At 37.3% G+C, this 17,850-nt stretch carries 16 protein-coding genes and 1 pseudogene; 10 read left to right on the forward strand and 7 right to left on the reverse strand.

Features of this window, described 5'->3' with window-relative positions; genetic code table 11:
* Positions 1–386: 386 nt before the first annotated feature.
* A complete protein-coding gene (locus tag H9N25_RS12345) occupies positions 387–2,894 on the reverse strand; it encodes a S9 family peptidase (RefSeq protein WP_190326067.1) in 2,508 nt (835 codons plus the stop codon).
* Positions 2,895–3,070: 176 nt separating this feature from the next.
* Between H9N25_RS12345 and H9N25_RS12350 the strand changes: the two genes are divergently transcribed.
* Genes H9N25_RS12350 through H9N25_RS12360 form a run of 3 tightly spaced genes read left to right on the forward strand, consistent with a single transcriptional unit; the run spans position 3,071 to position 6,036 of the window.
* A complete protein-coding gene (locus tag H9N25_RS12350; RefSeq protein ID WP_190326068.1) occupies positions 3,071–3,949 on the forward strand; it encodes a polysaccharide deacetylase family protein in 879 nt (292 codons plus the stop codon).
* Between the two features lie 18 nt (positions 3,950–3,967).
* Positions 3,968–4,828 carry a polysaccharide deacetylase family protein gene (locus H9N25_RS12355; RefSeq protein ID WP_190326069.1) on the forward strand — a complete coding sequence of 287 codons (861 nt, stop codon included), beginning with the start codon at positions 3,968–3,970 and terminating at the stop codon, positions 4,826–4,828.
* A 38-nt stretch (positions 4,829–4,866) separates the two neighbouring features.
* Positions 4,867–6,036 (forward strand): DUF3298 and DUF4163 domain-containing protein, encoded by a 1,170-nt coding sequence (locus H9N25_RS12360; protein WP_190326070.1) that lies wholly within the window; start codon positions 4,867–4,869, stop codon positions 6,034–6,036.
* A gap of 187 nt (positions 6,037–6,223) precedes the next feature.
* Here H9N25_RS12360 and H9N25_RS12365 read toward each other — a convergent pair whose 3' ends face one another.
* The 4 genes from H9N25_RS12365 to H9N25_RS12380 form a co-directional block, all read right to left on the reverse strand.
* Positions 6,224–6,676, reverse strand: a complete 453-nt coding sequence (locus H9N25_RS12365; protein ID WP_190326071.1) for a 3-oxoacyl-ACP synthase — start codon at positions 6,674–6,676, stop codon at positions 6,224–6,226.
* Between the two features lie 46 nt (positions 6,677–6,722).
* A complete protein-coding gene (locus H9N25_RS12370; protein ID WP_190326072.1) occupies positions 6,723–7,067 on the reverse strand; it encodes a DUF1801 domain-containing protein in 345 nt (114 codons plus the stop codon).
* A gap of 143 nt (positions 7,068–7,210) precedes the next feature.
* A complete protein-coding gene (locus H9N25_RS12375) occupies positions 7,211–7,786 on the reverse strand; it encodes a nitroreductase family protein (protein ID WP_167295050.1) in 576 nt (191 codons plus the stop codon).
* 121 nt (positions 7,787–7,907) lie between these two features.
* A complete protein-coding gene (locus H9N25_RS12380; protein WP_190326073.1) occupies positions 7,908–8,468 on the reverse strand; it encodes a hypothetical protein in 561 nt (186 codons plus the stop codon).
* A 438-nt stretch (positions 8,469–8,906) separates the two neighbouring features.
* On the opposite strand from H9N25_RS12380, the pseudogene H9N25_RS12385 reads away from it, so the two are divergent.
* From H9N25_RS12385 to H9N25_RS12410, 6 genes and pseudogenes are all read left to right on the forward strand, one after another.
* A pseudogene (locus H9N25_RS12385) lies at positions 8,907–10,528 on the forward strand (ABC-F family ATP-binding cassette domain-containing protein).
* 166 nt (positions 10,529–10,694) lie between these two features.
* A complete protein-coding gene (locus tag H9N25_RS12390) occupies positions 10,695–11,390 on the forward strand; it encodes a DUF4397 domain-containing protein (RefSeq protein ID WP_190326074.1) in 696 nt (231 codons plus the stop codon).
* 122 nt (positions 11,391–11,512) lie between these two features.
* Positions 11,513–12,097 carry an RNA polymerase sigma factor gene (locus H9N25_RS12395; RefSeq protein ID WP_167295054.1) on the forward strand — a complete coding sequence of 195 codons (585 nt, stop codon included), beginning with the start codon at positions 11,513–11,515 and terminating at the stop codon, positions 12,095–12,097.
* Positions 12,090–12,302 (forward strand): hypothetical protein, encoded by a 213-nt coding sequence (locus tag H9N25_RS12400; RefSeq protein ID WP_190326075.1) that lies wholly within the window; start codon positions 12,090–12,092, stop codon positions 12,300–12,302. The genes H9N25_RS12395 and H9N25_RS12400 overlap by 8 nt, the downstream gene beginning before the upstream one ends.
* 167 nt (positions 12,303–12,469) lie before the next feature.
* Positions 12,470–13,324: a hypothetical protein gene (locus H9N25_RS12405; RefSeq protein ID WP_190326076.1), complete on the forward strand. Its 855-nt coding sequence runs from the start codon at positions 12,470–12,472 to the stop codon at positions 13,322–13,324.
* A 40-nt stretch (positions 13,325–13,364) separates the two neighbouring features.
* Entirely contained in the window at positions 13,365–13,994 is a 630-nt protein-coding gene (locus H9N25_RS12410; RefSeq protein ID WP_190326077.1) for a Uma2 family endonuclease, read from the forward strand.
* Positions 13,995–14,076: 82 nt separating this feature from the next.
* Here the strand turns inward: H9N25_RS12410 and H9N25_RS12415 are convergent, their stop codons facing one another.
* Positions 14,077–14,583 carry an FKBP-type peptidyl-prolyl cis-trans isomerase gene (locus H9N25_RS12415; RefSeq protein WP_167295057.1) on the reverse strand — a complete coding sequence of 169 codons (507 nt, stop codon included), beginning with the start codon at positions 14,581–14,583 and terminating at the stop codon, positions 14,077–14,079.
* A 10-nt stretch (positions 14,584–14,593) separates the two neighbouring features.
* Positions 14,594–16,603, reverse strand: coding sequence for a thioredoxin domain-containing protein (locus H9N25_RS12420; protein ID WP_190326078.1), 2,010 nt, complete (start codon positions 16,601–16,603; stop codon positions 14,594–14,596).
* Positions 16,604–16,734: 131 nt separating this feature from the next.
* Here H9N25_RS12420 and H9N25_RS12425 point away from each other — a divergent pair, with 131 nt between their 5' ends.
* Positions 16,735–17,832, forward strand: coding sequence for a mandelate racemase/muconate lactonizing enzyme family protein (locus tag H9N25_RS12425; protein ID WP_190326079.1), 1,098 nt, complete (start codon positions 16,735–16,737; stop codon positions 17,830–17,832).
* Positions 17,833–17,850: the final 18 nt, after the last annotated feature.

Raw genomic sequence — 17,850 nt, forward strand, 5'->3', positions numbered from 1 at the left:
CTAATAAAAAACCAGGCTTAATAATGTTGAGTTTTGGTTTTGGAGCGCAAGGTTTCTACAGGACCATAAGTTTCTTCCCGTTTTACGCTTATACGCTTCGCTTCCTCGTACCTCGTTGCTGCAGGGTATCGCTGCAACCGGGGCTAGGTGGCCAAGGCAGCATTTCATTTTTGAGGCTGCATGAGCACCTATTCCGTTCCTAATACTAATCGGGTAGATTGACACGGCTAATAGGATTAGCCTCTCAATGACGACTCATATTGAAATAGACCCTGAAATAAATTCAGGGTGACGCTACGATTAAAATTAGCCTTATAATCACGTTTTATCGTTATAAAAATGGCCTACGTTTCCATAGGCCATCAAAATAAACTATTGTAATAAAACTATTTTCCGTTCTGTTCGATATCTCTATCCATTTCTACCAGATCAACATCACTTGGTTCAGAAAAATCGCCGATTAAATATTTGTTAAAATGATCAGCCAGTTTCCAGAAAGCATACTCTGTCATATCTCCAAAACCATGGCGCTGACCAGGAATAATCAAGAAATCGAAACGTTTACCTGCTTTCATTAGTGCATTGGCTACGCGGATTGAGTTTGCCGGGTGTACATTGTTGTCTACATCGCCATGCATCAATAACAAATGACCCTTCAGATTTTTAGCCAGATCAGGATTTTTATCAATGCTGTATTTAAATGAGGTATCCCCTTTTAACGAAATGGTTTCTTTTACGCCATGGTGTTTTTCGCTCCACCAGCGGTTGTAAATACTATTATCGTGGTTTCCTGCATTCGAAACAGCAGCTTTAAAGAAATCCGGATAAACCAACATAGCAGCTGTCGACATAAATCCACCTCCAGAATGGCCTGTAATGCCCACTTTAGATTCGTCTATGTATGAATACTTTGCAGCCAATTGCTCAATAGCCGTTTTCTTATCTGCTAAACCGTAATCCCGCAGATTACCATAACCGTAAGTATGGTACCATTTAGACCGCGAAGGATTTCCACCACGGTTTCCCACTGTAATTACAATATAACCAAATTGAGCTAACCTTTCGGTACGGTCCATACTTTTGCTGAAAGCTTTGTTTACAGCTTCGGTTTGTGGCCCCGGGTAAACATATTCGATAATCGGATATTTTTTATTGGGATCGAAATCGAAAGGTTTATACATTACGCCATACAGATCAGTTATTCCATCATCTGCTTTTACTTTGAAAGGCTCTGGGAATTTGTAACCCGCCGCCATAAGCAATGAAAGATCTGTAGTTTCAAGATCCATTACTTTTTTGCCTGCTCCATCATAAAGTGTAGCTTTTGGCGCAGTATTTACTCTCGAATAATTATCTACAAAGAAAGTATTGTTATCATTCATATTCGCCACATGGTCAAAATCACCCGCATTTAATAATTTCATGTTCGAGCCATCAAAATTGATGCTATATAAATGTAAGTAATAAGGATCTTCTTTACCTTCCCTACCATTTGCCGTGAAATAAAGGATACGTTTTTTCTCGTCGATATTTACGATATTTTCACAGTGGAAAGCACCTTTTGTAATCTGGTTTTTCAGCTTCCCATTTTCGTCAAAAAGATAAAAATGTGCCCAACCATCGCGCTCACTCCAATGAATTAGCTCTTTACCATCATTTACCAAGCCTGGGCGGTTAACTTCAACATAGGTATTAAAACGTTCGTCGATTAAAGGTGTTACTTTCCCGGTGGCAATATCAACGGTCCCGATGTCTATACGTTTTAAATCGCGACTGGTGCGTGAAAAATAGAACCTGCTATCGTTCCCCAACCAAATAGATGGCCGAAATTCGTTATCACGGTCTTTATTTAACGATGGTTTGCTCCAAACCGAAACACTTTGATCTTTAAAAGCCGAAACATTGAGTTTTTTATAAGATTTTGCAGCAAAATCGAATAACAAAACTTCATCCTGAGGGGCTTCGGCCTCTCCTGGCATCTGGTATTTATAGGTTTCTAAAGTTGGCCGACCAGGTGTAACACTATTAATTACCCAAAGATCTTTAACCTTACGCGAATCAGTCCTATCCAACACAAAATATTTCGAATTCGGCGACCAAAGCACATAAGCACCGCGGCGTTTTTTATTGTTTTTTTCGTTCTCTACGTTATTCTCACCATCGCCATCACTTCCATAAGAATAGAATTTAACCCCGTCTTTAGTAAGCTGATGCTCTACAATGGTACTATCATCTTCATTTTTAACTGCTTTTTTGTAGTTCTCTTTATCCATCCAAAACAAGTTGTAATTACGGGAGAAGATAATGGCTGAAGAATCGGGTGCTACCGATCCCCATGATGGTTTTGGTTTTGGTTTACTGAAATTTGGCACTTCAGTTAATTTAGCACTTGCCAGTTCGTATTTGAAAGAAAATATTTTTTTCTGCATGGAATCAGCCGCTTTTTTATCTTTTCTATCTTTTTTTAGCTCATCAACAGTGCTTTTTATTTCGAAAGAAATGCTTTTTTCGTCGGCAGCAAATTTTAAGTTTTCGAGCGGTAAATGTTCTGCATCAAATGGATCGCGAACAATCAGGGTAATATCAGCCGCTAGTTTAGCATTATCAAACATTATTTTTTTGCTTTTTGATGCAGGATCTACCAGGTACCAAAATTTTCCTTTTGGACTTTCAAAAGTGTACCAGAAACGGTTGCTCAATTTTAGCCAATGTGGGTCTACAGCAGTAGAGTAAACCATTTTTTTTAGTTTATTTGGCGAAAAACGCGAAGCAAGCTGATAATTTGCTTTAGGTTGTTGTTGAATATTTTCGGTAATGGTAAATGTTTTATTTTGTGCAACAACAGTTAAAGATAAAAACTGCGCACACAACAGGAGTTTATAAAGTTTATTCATTAAAATTTGTTTGAGCCGCTAAATTATTTAATTAAAGGATATTAAGCAGGTTTTGATATGTAATAAATGCGATAGTTAGTGTAATTTCCTGCAACTGAAATTAATTATTAACACAATTTATTTTGATGGATAAATAATTAAGGGATTTTATAGTTTTGTAACTATATATCCTAATAATGAAATACAGCTTTTTAACACTAATAACAGCCGGAGTAATCTTATTTGCCAGCTGCCAATCTAAATCTCAGACAGAAAATTCTACCACTAAAGATTCTTCTGCGCAGCGCACCAAAACTGCTGCAAGCTCCGGAACACCAGTTGATGTTTCGAAAATAAAAGTGGCTGATGCCAAAACCATCTTAGCCAGAAAACAAGTTCCAATTTTATGTTACCACCAGGTAAGAAACTGGAAACCAACTGATGGCAAAGTAGGTAAAGATTATATTGTAGAAATCCAGAATTTTAAAGATCAGATGAAAATGCTTGCCGATAGCGGTTATCATACCATTTTACCAGATCAACTTTACGCTTATCTAAATACTGGTGCTGCCCTGCCGAGTAAACCGATTATGTTAACTTTTGATGATACCGATATGGACCAGTTCACCGTTGTACGCCCAACTTTAGATAAATTGGGTTATAAAGCTGTTTATTTTATTATGACGGTTTCGATTGGTAGAAAAGGCAAGTTTGTGGATTACATGACGAAAGAGCAGATCAAACAACTTTCTGATGAAGGAAATATTATTGGCAGCCATACTTACGATCATAAAAATTTCAAAAAATATGCAGGCAAAGATTGGGAAGAGCAATTAGACAAACCAACCAAAAAACTGGAAGAAATTACGGGTAAAAAGATGACAGAATTTGCCTACCCTTTTGGTTTATGGAACGCGGAAGGTATTCCTGAGCTTAAAAAACGTGGTTTTAGAATGGCTTATCAGTTATCGACCAAACGTGATGAAAAAGATCCGTTGTTCACCATCCGCAGGATTATAGCCAGCGGTTACTGGTCGCCAAAAACATTAAGCAACAGCATTAAAAACAGCTTTTAAATAAGATCGCTACATTCTATGAAAAGTTTCTTGCTCTATGGTGCCATTTCTATACTACTTTTAACCTCTTGCCAGCCTTCTAAGGCTTCAAAAGAAAAAGCAGCTGAAAATACTACCGAAACGGTTAAAATAGATTCTGCAAATGCCAAACCTGCCGATAACAAAACTATTTTGGCGCGGAGAGAGGTGCCCGTTCTGTGTTACCATCAGATTAGAAACAACATTGCCAGCGATAGTAAAAGAGCTCACGACGATATTATTGCCCCTGATAAATTTAAGGAACACATGAAAATGTTGGCCGATAGCGGTTACCATTCTATTTTGCCCGATCAACTGTATAATTATTTGGTTTACGGTGCTAAATTACCCGAAAAGCCAATTATGATCACTTTTGATGATACAGACGAAGATCAATTTACCATTGGGAATACCACATTAAAAAAGTACGGTTTTAAAGGTGTTTATTTTATCATGACGGTATCAATCGGCAGAAAAGGGCGGATTAATTATATGACCAAAGAGCAGATTAAACAATTGTCTGACGAGGGAAATACGATTGCCAGCCATACCTACGATCATAAAAACTTTGCTCAGTTTACCGACGAAGACTGGACAACCCAAATTGATGCCCCAACTAAAAAACTGGAAGAAATTACTGGCAAAAAAGTGGAATACTTCGCCTATCCTTACGGTGTTTTTAAAGCTTCAACTTTACACAAGCTAAAAGAGCATGGCTTTAAAGCAGCATTTATACTTTCGACAGCGCGGGATGAAAATTACCCACTTTATACCATTAGGAGAATAATCGATCCAGGAAGATACACTACAAAAAACCTATATTATAGTATTAACAAGAGTTTTAATAAAACAAAATTATAGTTTCAACTGTAAATAGTAAGTAATCAATTCCTTAGCTCATGAAATATTCTTTTCTTTTTTGCCTTTTAGGATTACTGATCATATCTGCTTGTAACAACCCTAAAAATGGAGCCAATACCACTGAAACTACAAATGATAGTACGGCGAATGCAAAGGCCCAACTTACAGAAAGTTTTTACAAGAGATTGGAAGGTACCATCGCAGGCAAAAAAGTAGTGATGCATTTGCAAAAGGTTGATGATGATGTAAGTGGTACTTATTATTATGACGGCGCATGGCTTAACCTATCAACCGATACTTTAATCGGGAAAGATAGCATAGTACTTACTGAATATAGTTTTTATGAATCATATTTCACGCCTGATTTTAAATCGCCCCATTTAGCTTTAAAATGGAATGGAAATGGTTTCAGCGGCCATTGGGAAAGTGGCGATAAAACCAAAAAATACCCGATAGCCTTAACAGAAAAATATCCGGAGGGCAGCTATCCTTTCAGTGCCGGAATTTACAAAGACTCCATTAAGGCATTTTCCGATCAGCCAAAATCACCTACAGCAGAAATCAGTTTTGAATACCTGGAAAGCAAAAGTAATGATGAATACGGCAACTGGCTAAACTCAGAACTTAAAAAAATTTCAGGAGTAAAATCACAGGTCGATCGCTCAATCGGTTTCAAAAATATTGCAGCTGCCTATTTCAAAGACTATAAAACCCAGGTTGCCGAACAACAAAAAAATGGCCGCGACAATGATTTCCAGGCATGGATGAATTATACCAACAACAGTCAACAATCGGTTAATTATAACGATAATGGCTACGTAGTAATCGATTTGCTAGCTGATGCCTATACTGGCGGTGCACATGGCAATTATAGTAGCACCATGTTTTGTTTAGATGTGATGAACAAAAAACAATTGGCGCTAAACGATATCATAAAAATAGATTCGAATACCTTACAAAGCATTTTAGAACGCAATCTTCGTAAAGAATATAACATTAAAGCCAAAGATGCATTGAGCACCATTCTTTTTGATGACTTTATAAAACCAAATAACAACTTTTATTTCAATGCCAATGGTATCGCTTTTATGTATAATCCATACGAAGTAGCGAGTTATGCCCAAGGGCAGATTGTGGTATTTATTCCTTATTCGGATTTAAAGACTTATCTGGCACCGGCTTTTGCAGAGCGGATGGGAATTAAATAGCTCATCAGGTTACAATTGGCAGTTCTCAGCTTTCAGTTAATTGGAAACTGTAAACGACCAACTTAATCCTGCTTATCATTTTAAATCAGCGGGAATAAATGTAAAAGAAGCTTCAGAACTAACTGTGAATATAGAACCGTTACCTGTACACATAGAACTGAAAATTGCAAATTGCCAACCGAAAACTTTATAATATTTCTTTCACAATATAATCTTTCCCATTAAACTTAAAACTTTCGCCTGTAGCTTTTCCAATCAAAAATCGCCCGATTGGCGAAACCTGTGATACTGCGAAGAATTTCTGTCCATCGGTATTTAATTCACCTGCACTGATGCTGATGTAAAAATTACCTTCTGAAGTGAGCACTAAACTCCCATTTTTAACCAATCGGTCTGATTCTACATTTTCGATCTGCTGTAAAGCAATTTTCTGTTGGCCTGCTTCGTACAGTAATTTACTGTTGCGGTCCATCTCCTGCTGCATCATTTCGCGTGTGGTCTCATATTTATCACCCGCACTGCTTTTCGTATCATCGTTTGATGCCTGTCTGGCCTGCTGGAGCGAATATTCGATATTTTCTATCCTGTTTTGTATAAAAGTTAAGCAAAGCTGGTAAAGTTTAGATTTTAATGCAGACATATAATAATGGAAAGTATAAAACGGATGTATTAAATTGGAATATAGACTATTTCCTTAAGGCAAAAGCCTGTTTTAAAACAGATTCGATTTTCTTTTTAGGAATATCTTGAAGGTGGTTGACCAATAAAATTTTCATTCTGGCTCTTTTCTCCTGCAACAAATCTTCGTGTTCAATTTTATTTCCATCAACAAAACCAATGTAAGGCTGATGGAGTTTTTTGTGCGTCCAAAGATAACAGAACATTTTTCCTTTATGGTAATAAAAAGGCATTCCGTATTTCCAATGCTCGGTGATATCAGCATAGCCGATTAAAAGCGACCTTAAATATTGAAGGCAACTTTTAATCGGCTCATCTTTTTGGTCAAAATAGTTCTCTAACGGACTTAGCATAATATTAAATAAATAGAAAAATCGTCATTTCGACCGAAGTGGAGAAATCTTTTAAATTTCATTTCAATATTTGCGTCAAAGATCTCTCCATTCCGCTAAGCTCCAGCCGGGATGACGAAGACTCAGGACTAAAGACTCAAGGACTACCCCTCTATCCACCTCACCTTTTCTTCCATCGGAGTCCGGTTTGGTGCCCATGGTTTTTCGTTATGATAGCCCATGTAAAATAAGCCGATGCACTTTTCATTTTCGGCCAGGCTTAAGAAATCGCCTAAATCGTCAATTAAAGGTGGAGAGCTCCAGTAAGCGCCAACTTGTAAACTTTCGGCAGTTAACGCCATATTTTGAACCGCGCAGGAAACCGCGGCCAACTCTTCCCACTCGGGTATCTTACCACTCACCTGCATATTGATGGCAATAATACAATCAGCCTGACTCGTCTTTTCTGCAAAACTATCATACTTTTTCTGAAGAAATTGTTGAGGGGAAACCAATGCTTTATATAGTTTACCTAGCTCCTCTCCTAGTTTAGTCAATCCAGCTTTTCTGATTACGACAAAGCGCCAGGGTTGGGTTAATTTATGTGTTGGGGCATAATTGGCAGTCTCTAAAATCTGATTGATCACCTCAACCGGAATTTCTTTTTTGATATAGCTAGCAGGAAAAATACTGCGACGTTCTTTTATAACTTTTGAAATGATGTCGTATGTTGTACTCATTTGGCAAATATAAGGTAAAAGGCTTACGGAAGAAGGTAGAAGGCTAAAAGCCAATAAAGATTTGACGCTATGCTAACTGAAAATAAGATATAAGGCAGGAAGATGGAGGGTTTGAAAGCTGTTAACTGCCAACTGACAACTGTTTCCTGATCTGTTTAACTTTCGCGAAAAAGGCAATGCTTTCTTTATCCACCAGGAAATCCATGGTCTGCAGCAGCTCTTCCTTAATCCAACTGTGTTTGACATTTAAATTGGCCAAAATGTTTAAGCAATGTGACTTTACAGCTACAGGAATCTTTTCATCAATTAACCAGGCAAAAACAACCGCTACCAAATGATCGGTATCATAATCGGCAAGAATCTTCTTAATTTCTATTGAGGCGTTTTTCTTGGTCATAAGGGCCATAATTTTCACATAATGCCTCAATGCCGATAAATTGTTTTGTTGCGGAAATTTCTCTAAAAAATAAAATACGTAAGGCAGAAATCTTTGCTGGTGGTTAGTAAATACATTTTCCAAAATCCATGCGGACCTGAAACCGATCTGTTCGTCATGATAAAAACTTAAATCGATCAGATCTTTTACCGAAAATGTGTCTTCTGAGGCAATTGCGGCTAATTTTTCTACTTTGCTTTTCTGAAGGGTTGTTTTTATGGTTTCGAGCAAGGTATGATTTGGCATGGGACTAAAATAAATATTTTACGACAAATTACCTTGAGATTGGTCATCATTCCCAACCTGATTGGGAATCTAAGTGCTATATGTTACGTGCATTAAGATTAGCTTCGCTGAGCACTTCGTGGTTCCCGCATGCGCAAGAATGACGTGCTCTTAGTTTAATTTTCTTATTAAGTTTTAGCTTTCCTGAACAAGATTTTAAGCCATTGGCCAAAAGCCTCTCCCCTTTGTAAAATAAACCCGGTAGTAGCGAACACGGAGAGTAGCGGAGTAAAGCGAATAACGGGGCCTCACTCGCCATAAAGAACCAAACCCTCCATTTCCTAAGCCTTTTAATATTCCAACACATTTCAACTTTTAAACTTTCCAACAATCCAACCATTAAACACCTTCCTACCCTCAACCTTTTTCCGTATCTTTGCGGCTTATTTCAATTATAGCATGATTTCAGTTTCTAATTTATCGTTACGATACGGCAAACGCACATTATTTGAAGATGTTAACCTAAAATTTACCCAGGGCAACTGCTATGGTGTAATTGGAGCTAACGGCGCAGGTAAATCTACTTTTCTAAAAATTTTATCAGGAGAAGTTAGTCAAACCTCCGGTAGCGTGGCTTTTACTCCAGGCGAAAGAATGGCGGTTTTAAAACAAAATCACTACGAATTTGATGAGTTTTCGGTATTAGAAACCGTAATGATTGGTCATAAAGAACTTTATGCCATTATGAAAGAGAAAGATGCCATTTATATGAAAGAAGATTTCTCTGAGAAAGATGGCGAACGCGCCGGAGAGCTTGAAAATCTGTTTGCGGAAATGGATGGCTGGAACATGGAAAGCAATGCTGCAACCATGCTGAGCAATTTGGGTATAACAGAAGATAACCACTATAAACTGTTAAAGGAACTCGATAATACACAAAAAGTACGTGTATTATTGGCACAGGCCCTGTTTGGCAACCCGGATATTTTACTACTGGATGAGCCTACCAACGATTTGGACATTGAAACCATTGCCTGGTTAGAGAACTTTTTGGCTGATTACCAGAACATTGTATTGGTTGTATCGCACGACAGGCACTTTTTAGATGCAGTATGTACGCATATTGTGGATATCGATTTCGCTAAAATGAGCATTTATACCGGTAACTATACCTTCTGGTACGAATCTAGTCAGCTGGCACTAAAACAACGCAGCGACCAGAATAAGAAAATGGAAGATAAGGTGAAAGAGCTCCAGGAATTTATCCGCAGGTTTAGTGCAAATGCTTCTAAATCAAAACAGGCTACTTCCCGTAAAAAAGCTTTAGATAAGATTGATATTACCGAAATTAAAGCATCGAGTAGAAAATACCCGGCCATTATATTCAACAATACCGGTCGTGAGGCTGGCGATCAGATTTTACAGGTAGAAAACCTGGGTAAAAACGGAAATGATGGTGTGTTATTCGATAAAATCACTTTCATGGTTAATAAAGGCGATAAAATTGCCATATTATCTCAGAACAGTTTAGCTACTGCCGCATTTTACGATGTTTTAACGGGCAGAGATACAGACCATAAAGGTGAATTTAAATGGGGGTTACCATTAGTACAGCAGATATTCCGAATGATAACTCTGAATATTTTGCAGGTAAAGATGAAAACCTGGTAGATTGGTTGCGTGAATACTCAGGCACTGATGCTGATGAACAGTTTGTCCGCAGCTTTTTAGGTCGAATGTTATTCTCTGGTGAAGAAGTACTTAAAAACGTGAAAGTGCTTTCAGGAGGAGAGAAAATGCGTTGTATGTTCTCCAGAATGATGTTACAACAAGCTAACTTATTAATGTTTGATGAGCCAACCAACCACTTGGACTTAGAATCTATCGAAGCTTTGAACAATGGTATGAAAGATTTTAAAGGTACCATATTGTTTACCTCACGAGATCACCAGTTAACAGAAACTGTTGCCAACCGCATTATTGAAATTACACCAAAAGGCACTATCGATAAGTTGATGACTTATGATGAATACATCAATAGTAGCGATGTTGCGAAATTAAGAGAAGAGATGTATTCTTAATTACACTTAAAATATTTGTTTTAAAGCCACATGCATACCATGTGGCTTTTCTTTTATAAAAAAATCAGCACAGCTGTAGCGTTTTCGTTCCGTTAATCGTTTTACAAGAAAAAAGCGTTAATGGCCATTAACCAATTTTGTTTAAAAATTGATTTAAAACATTAAAATGAAAACGGATTTGAAAAATTTTAGCACTACAACAAAAATTATACTCTCTCTCCTTGCTATAACTTTAACCATAACTGCCTGCAAAAAGGATTTTAACAACGATCCGATAGAAGCTGCCGGTATTGGCTTTGTTCATGCATCGCCAGGAACAGCTGCTCTTGATTTTATATTGGATAACCAAAAAATAAACAGCTTTACTTACACTAAAGATTTGGGTTATTATGCAGCTTATCCTGGAACAAGATTGGTAGGCGTTGCTAAAAAAGATTCTTTAAAATACTTAACAAATGCTACAGCTACATTAAAATCGGGATTCTTTTATTCGGTTTTCGTGGTAGATACTTTAAAATCTACAAAACTTTTGATCCTTGAAGATGATTTAAAAGCACCTGAAACTGATAAAGCTAAAGTTCGTTTTGTAAACTTAAGTCCGGGTTCTGCTCCGTTTGATTTAGCAATTGCAGGTACAGATGCACCTTTATTTACTGCTAAAGCATTTAAAGAGTTTACCACTTTTAGCAATATTGCACCAAATGACAGCTATACTTTCCAACTAAAACAAGGCGGAGCGGTTAAGGTTAGCTTACCAGCCGTTAAAATCGAAAAAGGCAAAATTTATACCATCTGGGCTAAAGGTTTATCGAGCAAAACCGATAGTACAGGCCTTGGTTTATCAGTGATGACAAACAAATAAAAATATTTCACCCTACCTGTGAAAACGAAAATTGACATCACCCAAAAATTGGGTGGTGTTATTTTTCTTAAATTTACAATAATTAATCATGATAAACCTTTAATAAATAGTCCTTTACAAGGGTGATAAAAAAAATACTCAGTTTTGAGGAAATTTTAAAAGGCTGTGTAAAAAACGACAATAGCTGTAAAGAAATGATGTATAAATCATTTTATGGCTATTTAATGGGCATAATTTTAAGATATACAAAGAATCCTTCGGATAGTGAAGAGCTTGTAAATGACAGTTTTATCAAGATTTTTAAACATGTTGGTGGCTTCAAAGCGCCGAAAAATCCGGAAGAATTACAACGATCGTTTAAAGGTTGGATTGCCCAGATTGCTTCGCGGACGGCGATAGATAAGATCCGGAGTTCTAAGGTTCAGTTTTATGTTGATGATTTAGCAGAAAGTGAACATCCTGTTACGCAGGTTTCGATTGCTTCGGAGCTACACGTTAATGATATTTTGAATTTACTAAATCACTTACCAGATACGCAGAGACTGGTATTTAACTTATATGAAATTGAGGGCTTTGCCCACGATGAAATTTCGAAGATGTTAAACATTCCGGAAAGTTCCAGTCGTGTTTACCTCACACGTTCTAAAAATAAGTTACGTACCCTTTACCTAAATACCATGGTTAATTCATACGAAAAAAATGGATAAGGAATTAATTGAGCATATTACCGCGCAACTCCAAAACCATGAGGAAACATACCCTGATGGTGCCTGGGAGCGCTTTTCGGAGAAAAAAAATAAGAAAAGAGGCATTACATACTGGCCTTTATGGGCTGCTGCTGCCTTAATTTTCATCTTCGGAGCTGTATTTTTTGCACAAAACAATATAGATCAGAAAAAGATGTTACAATAGCTAAATCTAAAGCAGACCATAATCCTGCTCATGGAAATACAGATATCTTAATTTCGCCGAAAAATATTAAACCACCATTAAACAATAATGTTAACAACCATACAGCAGCTGTAACTAATTTAGTTGGTAATCACCCTACCAAGACTACAGAAAATTTAAAACCAATATTGGAACAACAGCATGGCTATGGATCTATCAATACATCAGAAGAATTAGAATTAAATCCTATTAATAACAATTTATTAGATAATAAACTTTCTGGTATAAATCTTTCAAATTTAAAATCAAAAGAATTTAATATTTTAACAGAAAAGAAAAAGCCTCAACCCAGCCCACAAACAAATTTTGAAAAGTTGCTTGCTCATGATAGTTATGCAAACCAACAAAAACCTGCCAATAAGGCAAGTGGGAGCTCTAAATGGCAACCTGACGTATACATTGCCCCTGCTATGGGTAACGACAATAAGGTAACCATGAATTATGGATTTTCTTTGTCGTACGCCATTGCCAATAAATTATCAATAAGTTCTGGCGTATCATATGCTTCTATTAGTACAACAGAATCGTTAGATGCCTCTGCACCACAAACCTTATCGGGCAAAAACCTAGCTTCAGTTGATGCTAAAGTGCGTGGAATTAATGTTCCTTTAGAATTAAAGTACAATATAAGTGATAAACTTTATACCAATATTGGGGTATCTGCACTTGCTGTTTTAAATAATTCGCAGCAAAACAGCTATATCGTAAACCAGGTTCAAAGCTTTTCTTCTCCGGCGATAAACGGTTATGCAGATTCTAAAACCATGATCGTGAAAGAAAAAACTGTTGAGCCGCAACCCGAAGCTACTATAGATCCTGATAAATATATCGGATTCTACAATTTCTCTTTGGGTTATAAGCAAAAAATATCCAAAAAGAATAATATCGCTATTGAGCCCTTTTTAAGGCTGCCCATGAAAACTTTTTCTAAAGAAAACCTTAACCTCACCAATGGTGGACTGCGATTGAAAATCGATTTTTAAAAAAACTAAGATATTTAGTATATTTGGTTAAATACCTCATATGAAAAATATCAAGCCATACCCTACCGAAGAGGAGTTACCTCCTATTAAAACGCTTAATGAGGTCGATTTTTCTGCTACATACAGTTATGCAGATTATATGCGCTTCGAATTTGAGGAACGCTTAGAAATCATTAAAGGACACTTATTCAAAATGAGTCCTGTCCCTTCTCGAATTCATCAAGGAATTTCAGCCAACATTTTTGTCCCTATATACAATATACTCAAAGGGAAACCATGTCGTGTCTATTCTGCTCCTTTTGATGTACGTTTGGCCAAGAAAAGTGTAAATGATAAAGAAGTTTTCACCGTAGTGCAGCCTGATATCGTGGTAGTTTGCGATCCGGCTAAATTAGATAACCGTGGCTGTATTGGTGCCCCGGATATTGTTATCGAAATTTTATCACCTGGCAATAATAAAAAGGAACTGATTAACAAATATGAAGTCTACGAAGAAGCAGGTGTTAAAGAATACTGGATTATAAGTCCTTCTCACAAAACATTTTTCAGGTATATCCTTGATAATAATGGCAAGTTCCAGCCTACCAAACTGCTCACTGAGGGCGAAGAGGTAACTACCAAGATTATACCTGGCTTTAAACTTGTTTTAGAAGAGGTTTTTCAAGATTAGACCTGGATATCAACAAAAGAAGTCAAGTTTAAAGGGCAATATGCTATTAAACTTGACTACTTTAAAATCGATTATCTATAATTTAGTGACCTGAATGACCATCAGCTCCGTGAGCATGACCATGAGCCAATTCATCTTGAGTAGCTTCACGTACATTTAAAATCACACCGTTAAACACTAAATTTTTACCCGCCATTGGGTGGTTTAAATCTACTGAGATAGTTTCGTCGTGAACAGCAGTAACACCTGCTCTAAACTGGTTACCATTGTTATCTTGCAATGGAATAACATCACCAACATTTGGTAATTCGCCACCAGCTTCAGTAAACATGGTTTTTGGAAGGTCGGCAAAAGCCCCTGGATCGATATCGCCATAACCATCTGCAGCAGATAGCTCGAAGGCATATTCATCACCAGTCTTTAAACCAGTTAAATGTTCTTCAAATTTAGGCAACATCATGCCAACGCCATATAAAAATACTAAAGGATTTTGTTCGTCAGCTTTTTCTACAAAAACTTGTTGTCCTTCTTCGTTAGTAGTATGCAATTCGTAAGTTAACGCTACTACAGAGTTTGGTGAAATATTCATTTAAATTAATTTATTGTAAATACTCTAATGCGTCCTCAACAGTGTTAACCGGCAACTGGCATACTTTATTTCGGCAAATATAAACTTTTGTTTCATTGCTTTGCTTACCTTTTAACAGCGGCAAGTTACTTTTTGTTCCGCCCAATGTAATTTTGTTCGGAATATAATGTCCGCTTAATGCTAATTTAATACGATCGGTTTCTAAACCAGTAATAGCGATTTCGTTTATGCCATAAATTTCGTTTAACAATTGAATGGCCCAGTTTGAATAAGCAGAACCGTAACTTTTAATCTTCGAATAAACCGCAGCAAGCATTTCTGAAGCTTTTTCGGTATATTCTTCTACATCAAAAAGCAAACCCAGTTTTTTTAAATTCTGCGCCATGGTAGAGTTTGAAGCTGGAATAACATTATCCATTACTTCATGTTTACGGGCAATTAAATCTTCGCTTTCTGCAGAGGTATAAAAAAACATTGGCGAATCTGTATCCGTAAAATTAGCGATAACATAATCGGTCAATGATTTTGCCTCTTCTAACCATTTTTCATCAAAATCAGCTTCGTACAAGGCAATCAGTGCTTCAATAAAAAAGGCATAATCATCTAAAAAGCCTGTAATAGAAGCCTTTCCGTTTTTATAATTGCGATATAAGCCTCCATTTTCTGGTTTTAAGTGGTTTAAAATAAAATTGGCCGCAGTTGAGGCTTTTTCGTAATATGATTGATGATTTAATACTTCTGCTGCATCTGCCAAAGCTTTAATCATCATACCATTCCAGGCAGTTAAACATTTATCATCCAAACCTGGCCTGATTCTTTTGCTACGGGCTGCCAATAATTTTTCTTTAGCTAAGTTTACCTTATCATAAAGCACCTCTGCTGTAATGTTAAATTTAGCAAGTAAATCGTCATCGCTGATCGTTTTACGTAGGATATTCATTTGTTCTTCTTCCCAGTTACCTTCTTCGGTAATGTTGTAATAAGCACCAATAAATTGAGCATCTTCTCCCAAAACCTGGTCGAATTCTGCTTTATCCCAGATGTAAAATTTGCCCTCTACCCCCTCGCTATCTGCATCAAGTGCCGAATAAAACAATCCATCTGCTGAAGTCATCTCATCAGAAACCCAATTTATGGTTTCTACAACCGTCTGTTTAAAAGAATCGAACTTGGTACATTGATAAGCTTCTGCATATAAACTGATCAATTGTGCATTATCGTAAAGCATCTTTTCGAAATGTGGCACATGCCATTTATCATCAACAGAATAACGGGCAAAGCCGCCCCCAATCTGATCGTAAATACCGCCTCTGCTCATTTCTTCGAGCGTATGGCAAACAGCTGTAAAAACAGATTCATCGTCTTTTAAAAAGCCATAACGTAATAAAAAGACCCAATTATTTGGTAAAGGAAATTTTGGTGCACGGTTATAACCTCCGTAACCAATATCGAAATGGCGTTTCCATGGATCTATAATTTCAGTTAAATGTTCAGGAGTATACGCTTCTGCAGTAACTGCAGGGATTATCTTTTCGCTGTCTTTAATGCCCGAGGTTAACCGCTCAGCATATTGGATAGCCTTATCGGGTTCATTTGCCCAAAGTGCAGCAACATTTTCGAGAATATTGATCCAATCGTTTTTCCTAAAATAGGTTCCGCCATAAATTGGACGCTGATCGGGCAAGCAGATACAGTTTAAAGGCCAGCCTCCACTACCTGTCATGAGCTGGATGGCATACATATAAATCTGATCAATATCAGGCCGCTCCTCACGGTCAACCTTAATGCAGATAAAATGACGGTTCATCACTTCAGCTACTTCATGGTTCTCGAAACTTTCGCGTTCCATTACATGGCACCAATGGCAGGCCGAATAGCCAATGCTCACCAATATGAGTTTATTTTCCGTTTTTGCCTTTTCTAACGCTTCTGCGCCCCATTCGTACCAATCAACAGGATTATGAGCATGTTGCAACAAATATGGTGAAGAAGCGTGGATTAGGTTATTGGTATCAGACATAGATGCTAATGTAAAATGTAAGCGGGAAAGAGGAATTTTAATTTGAGGTGTAAATCTATTAATAATCTACAAACCTGTTTCTATTTAGTTTTTGTTTTTATACTTTAGTTGGAAATCTAGGCTTACAACAAATGAAAATCACCCATACCGAAATATACCGCTTTAGCATACCAATGGAACCTTTTGTGATTGCAACCGGAACCATGCATTTTGCCCAGAATGTATTAGTTAGGATTTATACCGATACAGGTATTCACGGCATTGGAGAATGTTCTGCTTTCCCGATGATTGTAGGTGAGACACAGGAAACCTGTATTGCGATGGCTAAAGACTTCGCTGCCATTTTAAAGGGTAAAGATCCTTTAGAAATTCCAGAGCGAATGAATGATTTATTGGGTTATGCCGATCATAACAATACTATTAAAAGCGCTTTTGACATGGCATTATTTGATATTGCGGCCAAAAATGCAAAATTACCACTGTATAAATTTCTTGGCGGAACCAAACGCACCATAGAAACTGATATGACCATTGGTATCGACACACCAGAGGGAATGGCTGCTACAGCGTTGAAATATAAAAGCCAGGGTTGCCGTATTCTAAAGATTAAGCTGGGCAAAAATGTGCATGATGATATAGAAAGGGTAAAACATATCCGCGAGGCAGTAGGTGAAGATTTGATTTTACGCCTGGATGCCAATCAGGGCTGGAGTTTTGATGATGCTTTATTTGCTTTAGGCGAGTTAGAAAAATACGATATTGAGTTTTGTGAGCAACCTATGCGCACCTGGTATGATGATCAATTACCAGAGCTGAATGTAAATTCGCCGATTAAACTAATGGCCGACGAGAGTTGTTACAATCACCACGATGCCCGGAAACTGATCAATAGCCAGTCTACAACCTATTTAAACATTAAATTTTCAAAATCCGGAGGCATTTTAGAAGCACAAAAAATCCATGAGGAAGCCTTACAACGGGGCGTAAAATGTATGATTGGAAGCATGCTCGAAACCAGGATTGCCTTAAGTGCGAATCTCCATTTTGCTTATGCCAGTCCGAATGTTGAATTCTTCGACCTCGATACGGCTTTATTGGGGCATTTGGTAGATCCGGCTGTTGGCGGTCTCACTTATAATGGTTACTTTCTTGATGTTCCGGAAGAAATCGGTATCGGCGCTGAAGCAGATGAATTTTTCTTAGCGGAATGCGAAAGTTGGACGGTTTAGCTCAGTTGTTTATTGGTT

Source organism: Pedobacter riviphilus, from assembly GCF_014692875.1.
In the GTDB taxonomy this organism is placed as follows: Bacteria; Bacteroidota; Bacteroidia; order Sphingobacteriales; family Sphingobacteriaceae; genus Pedobacter; species Pedobacter riviphilus.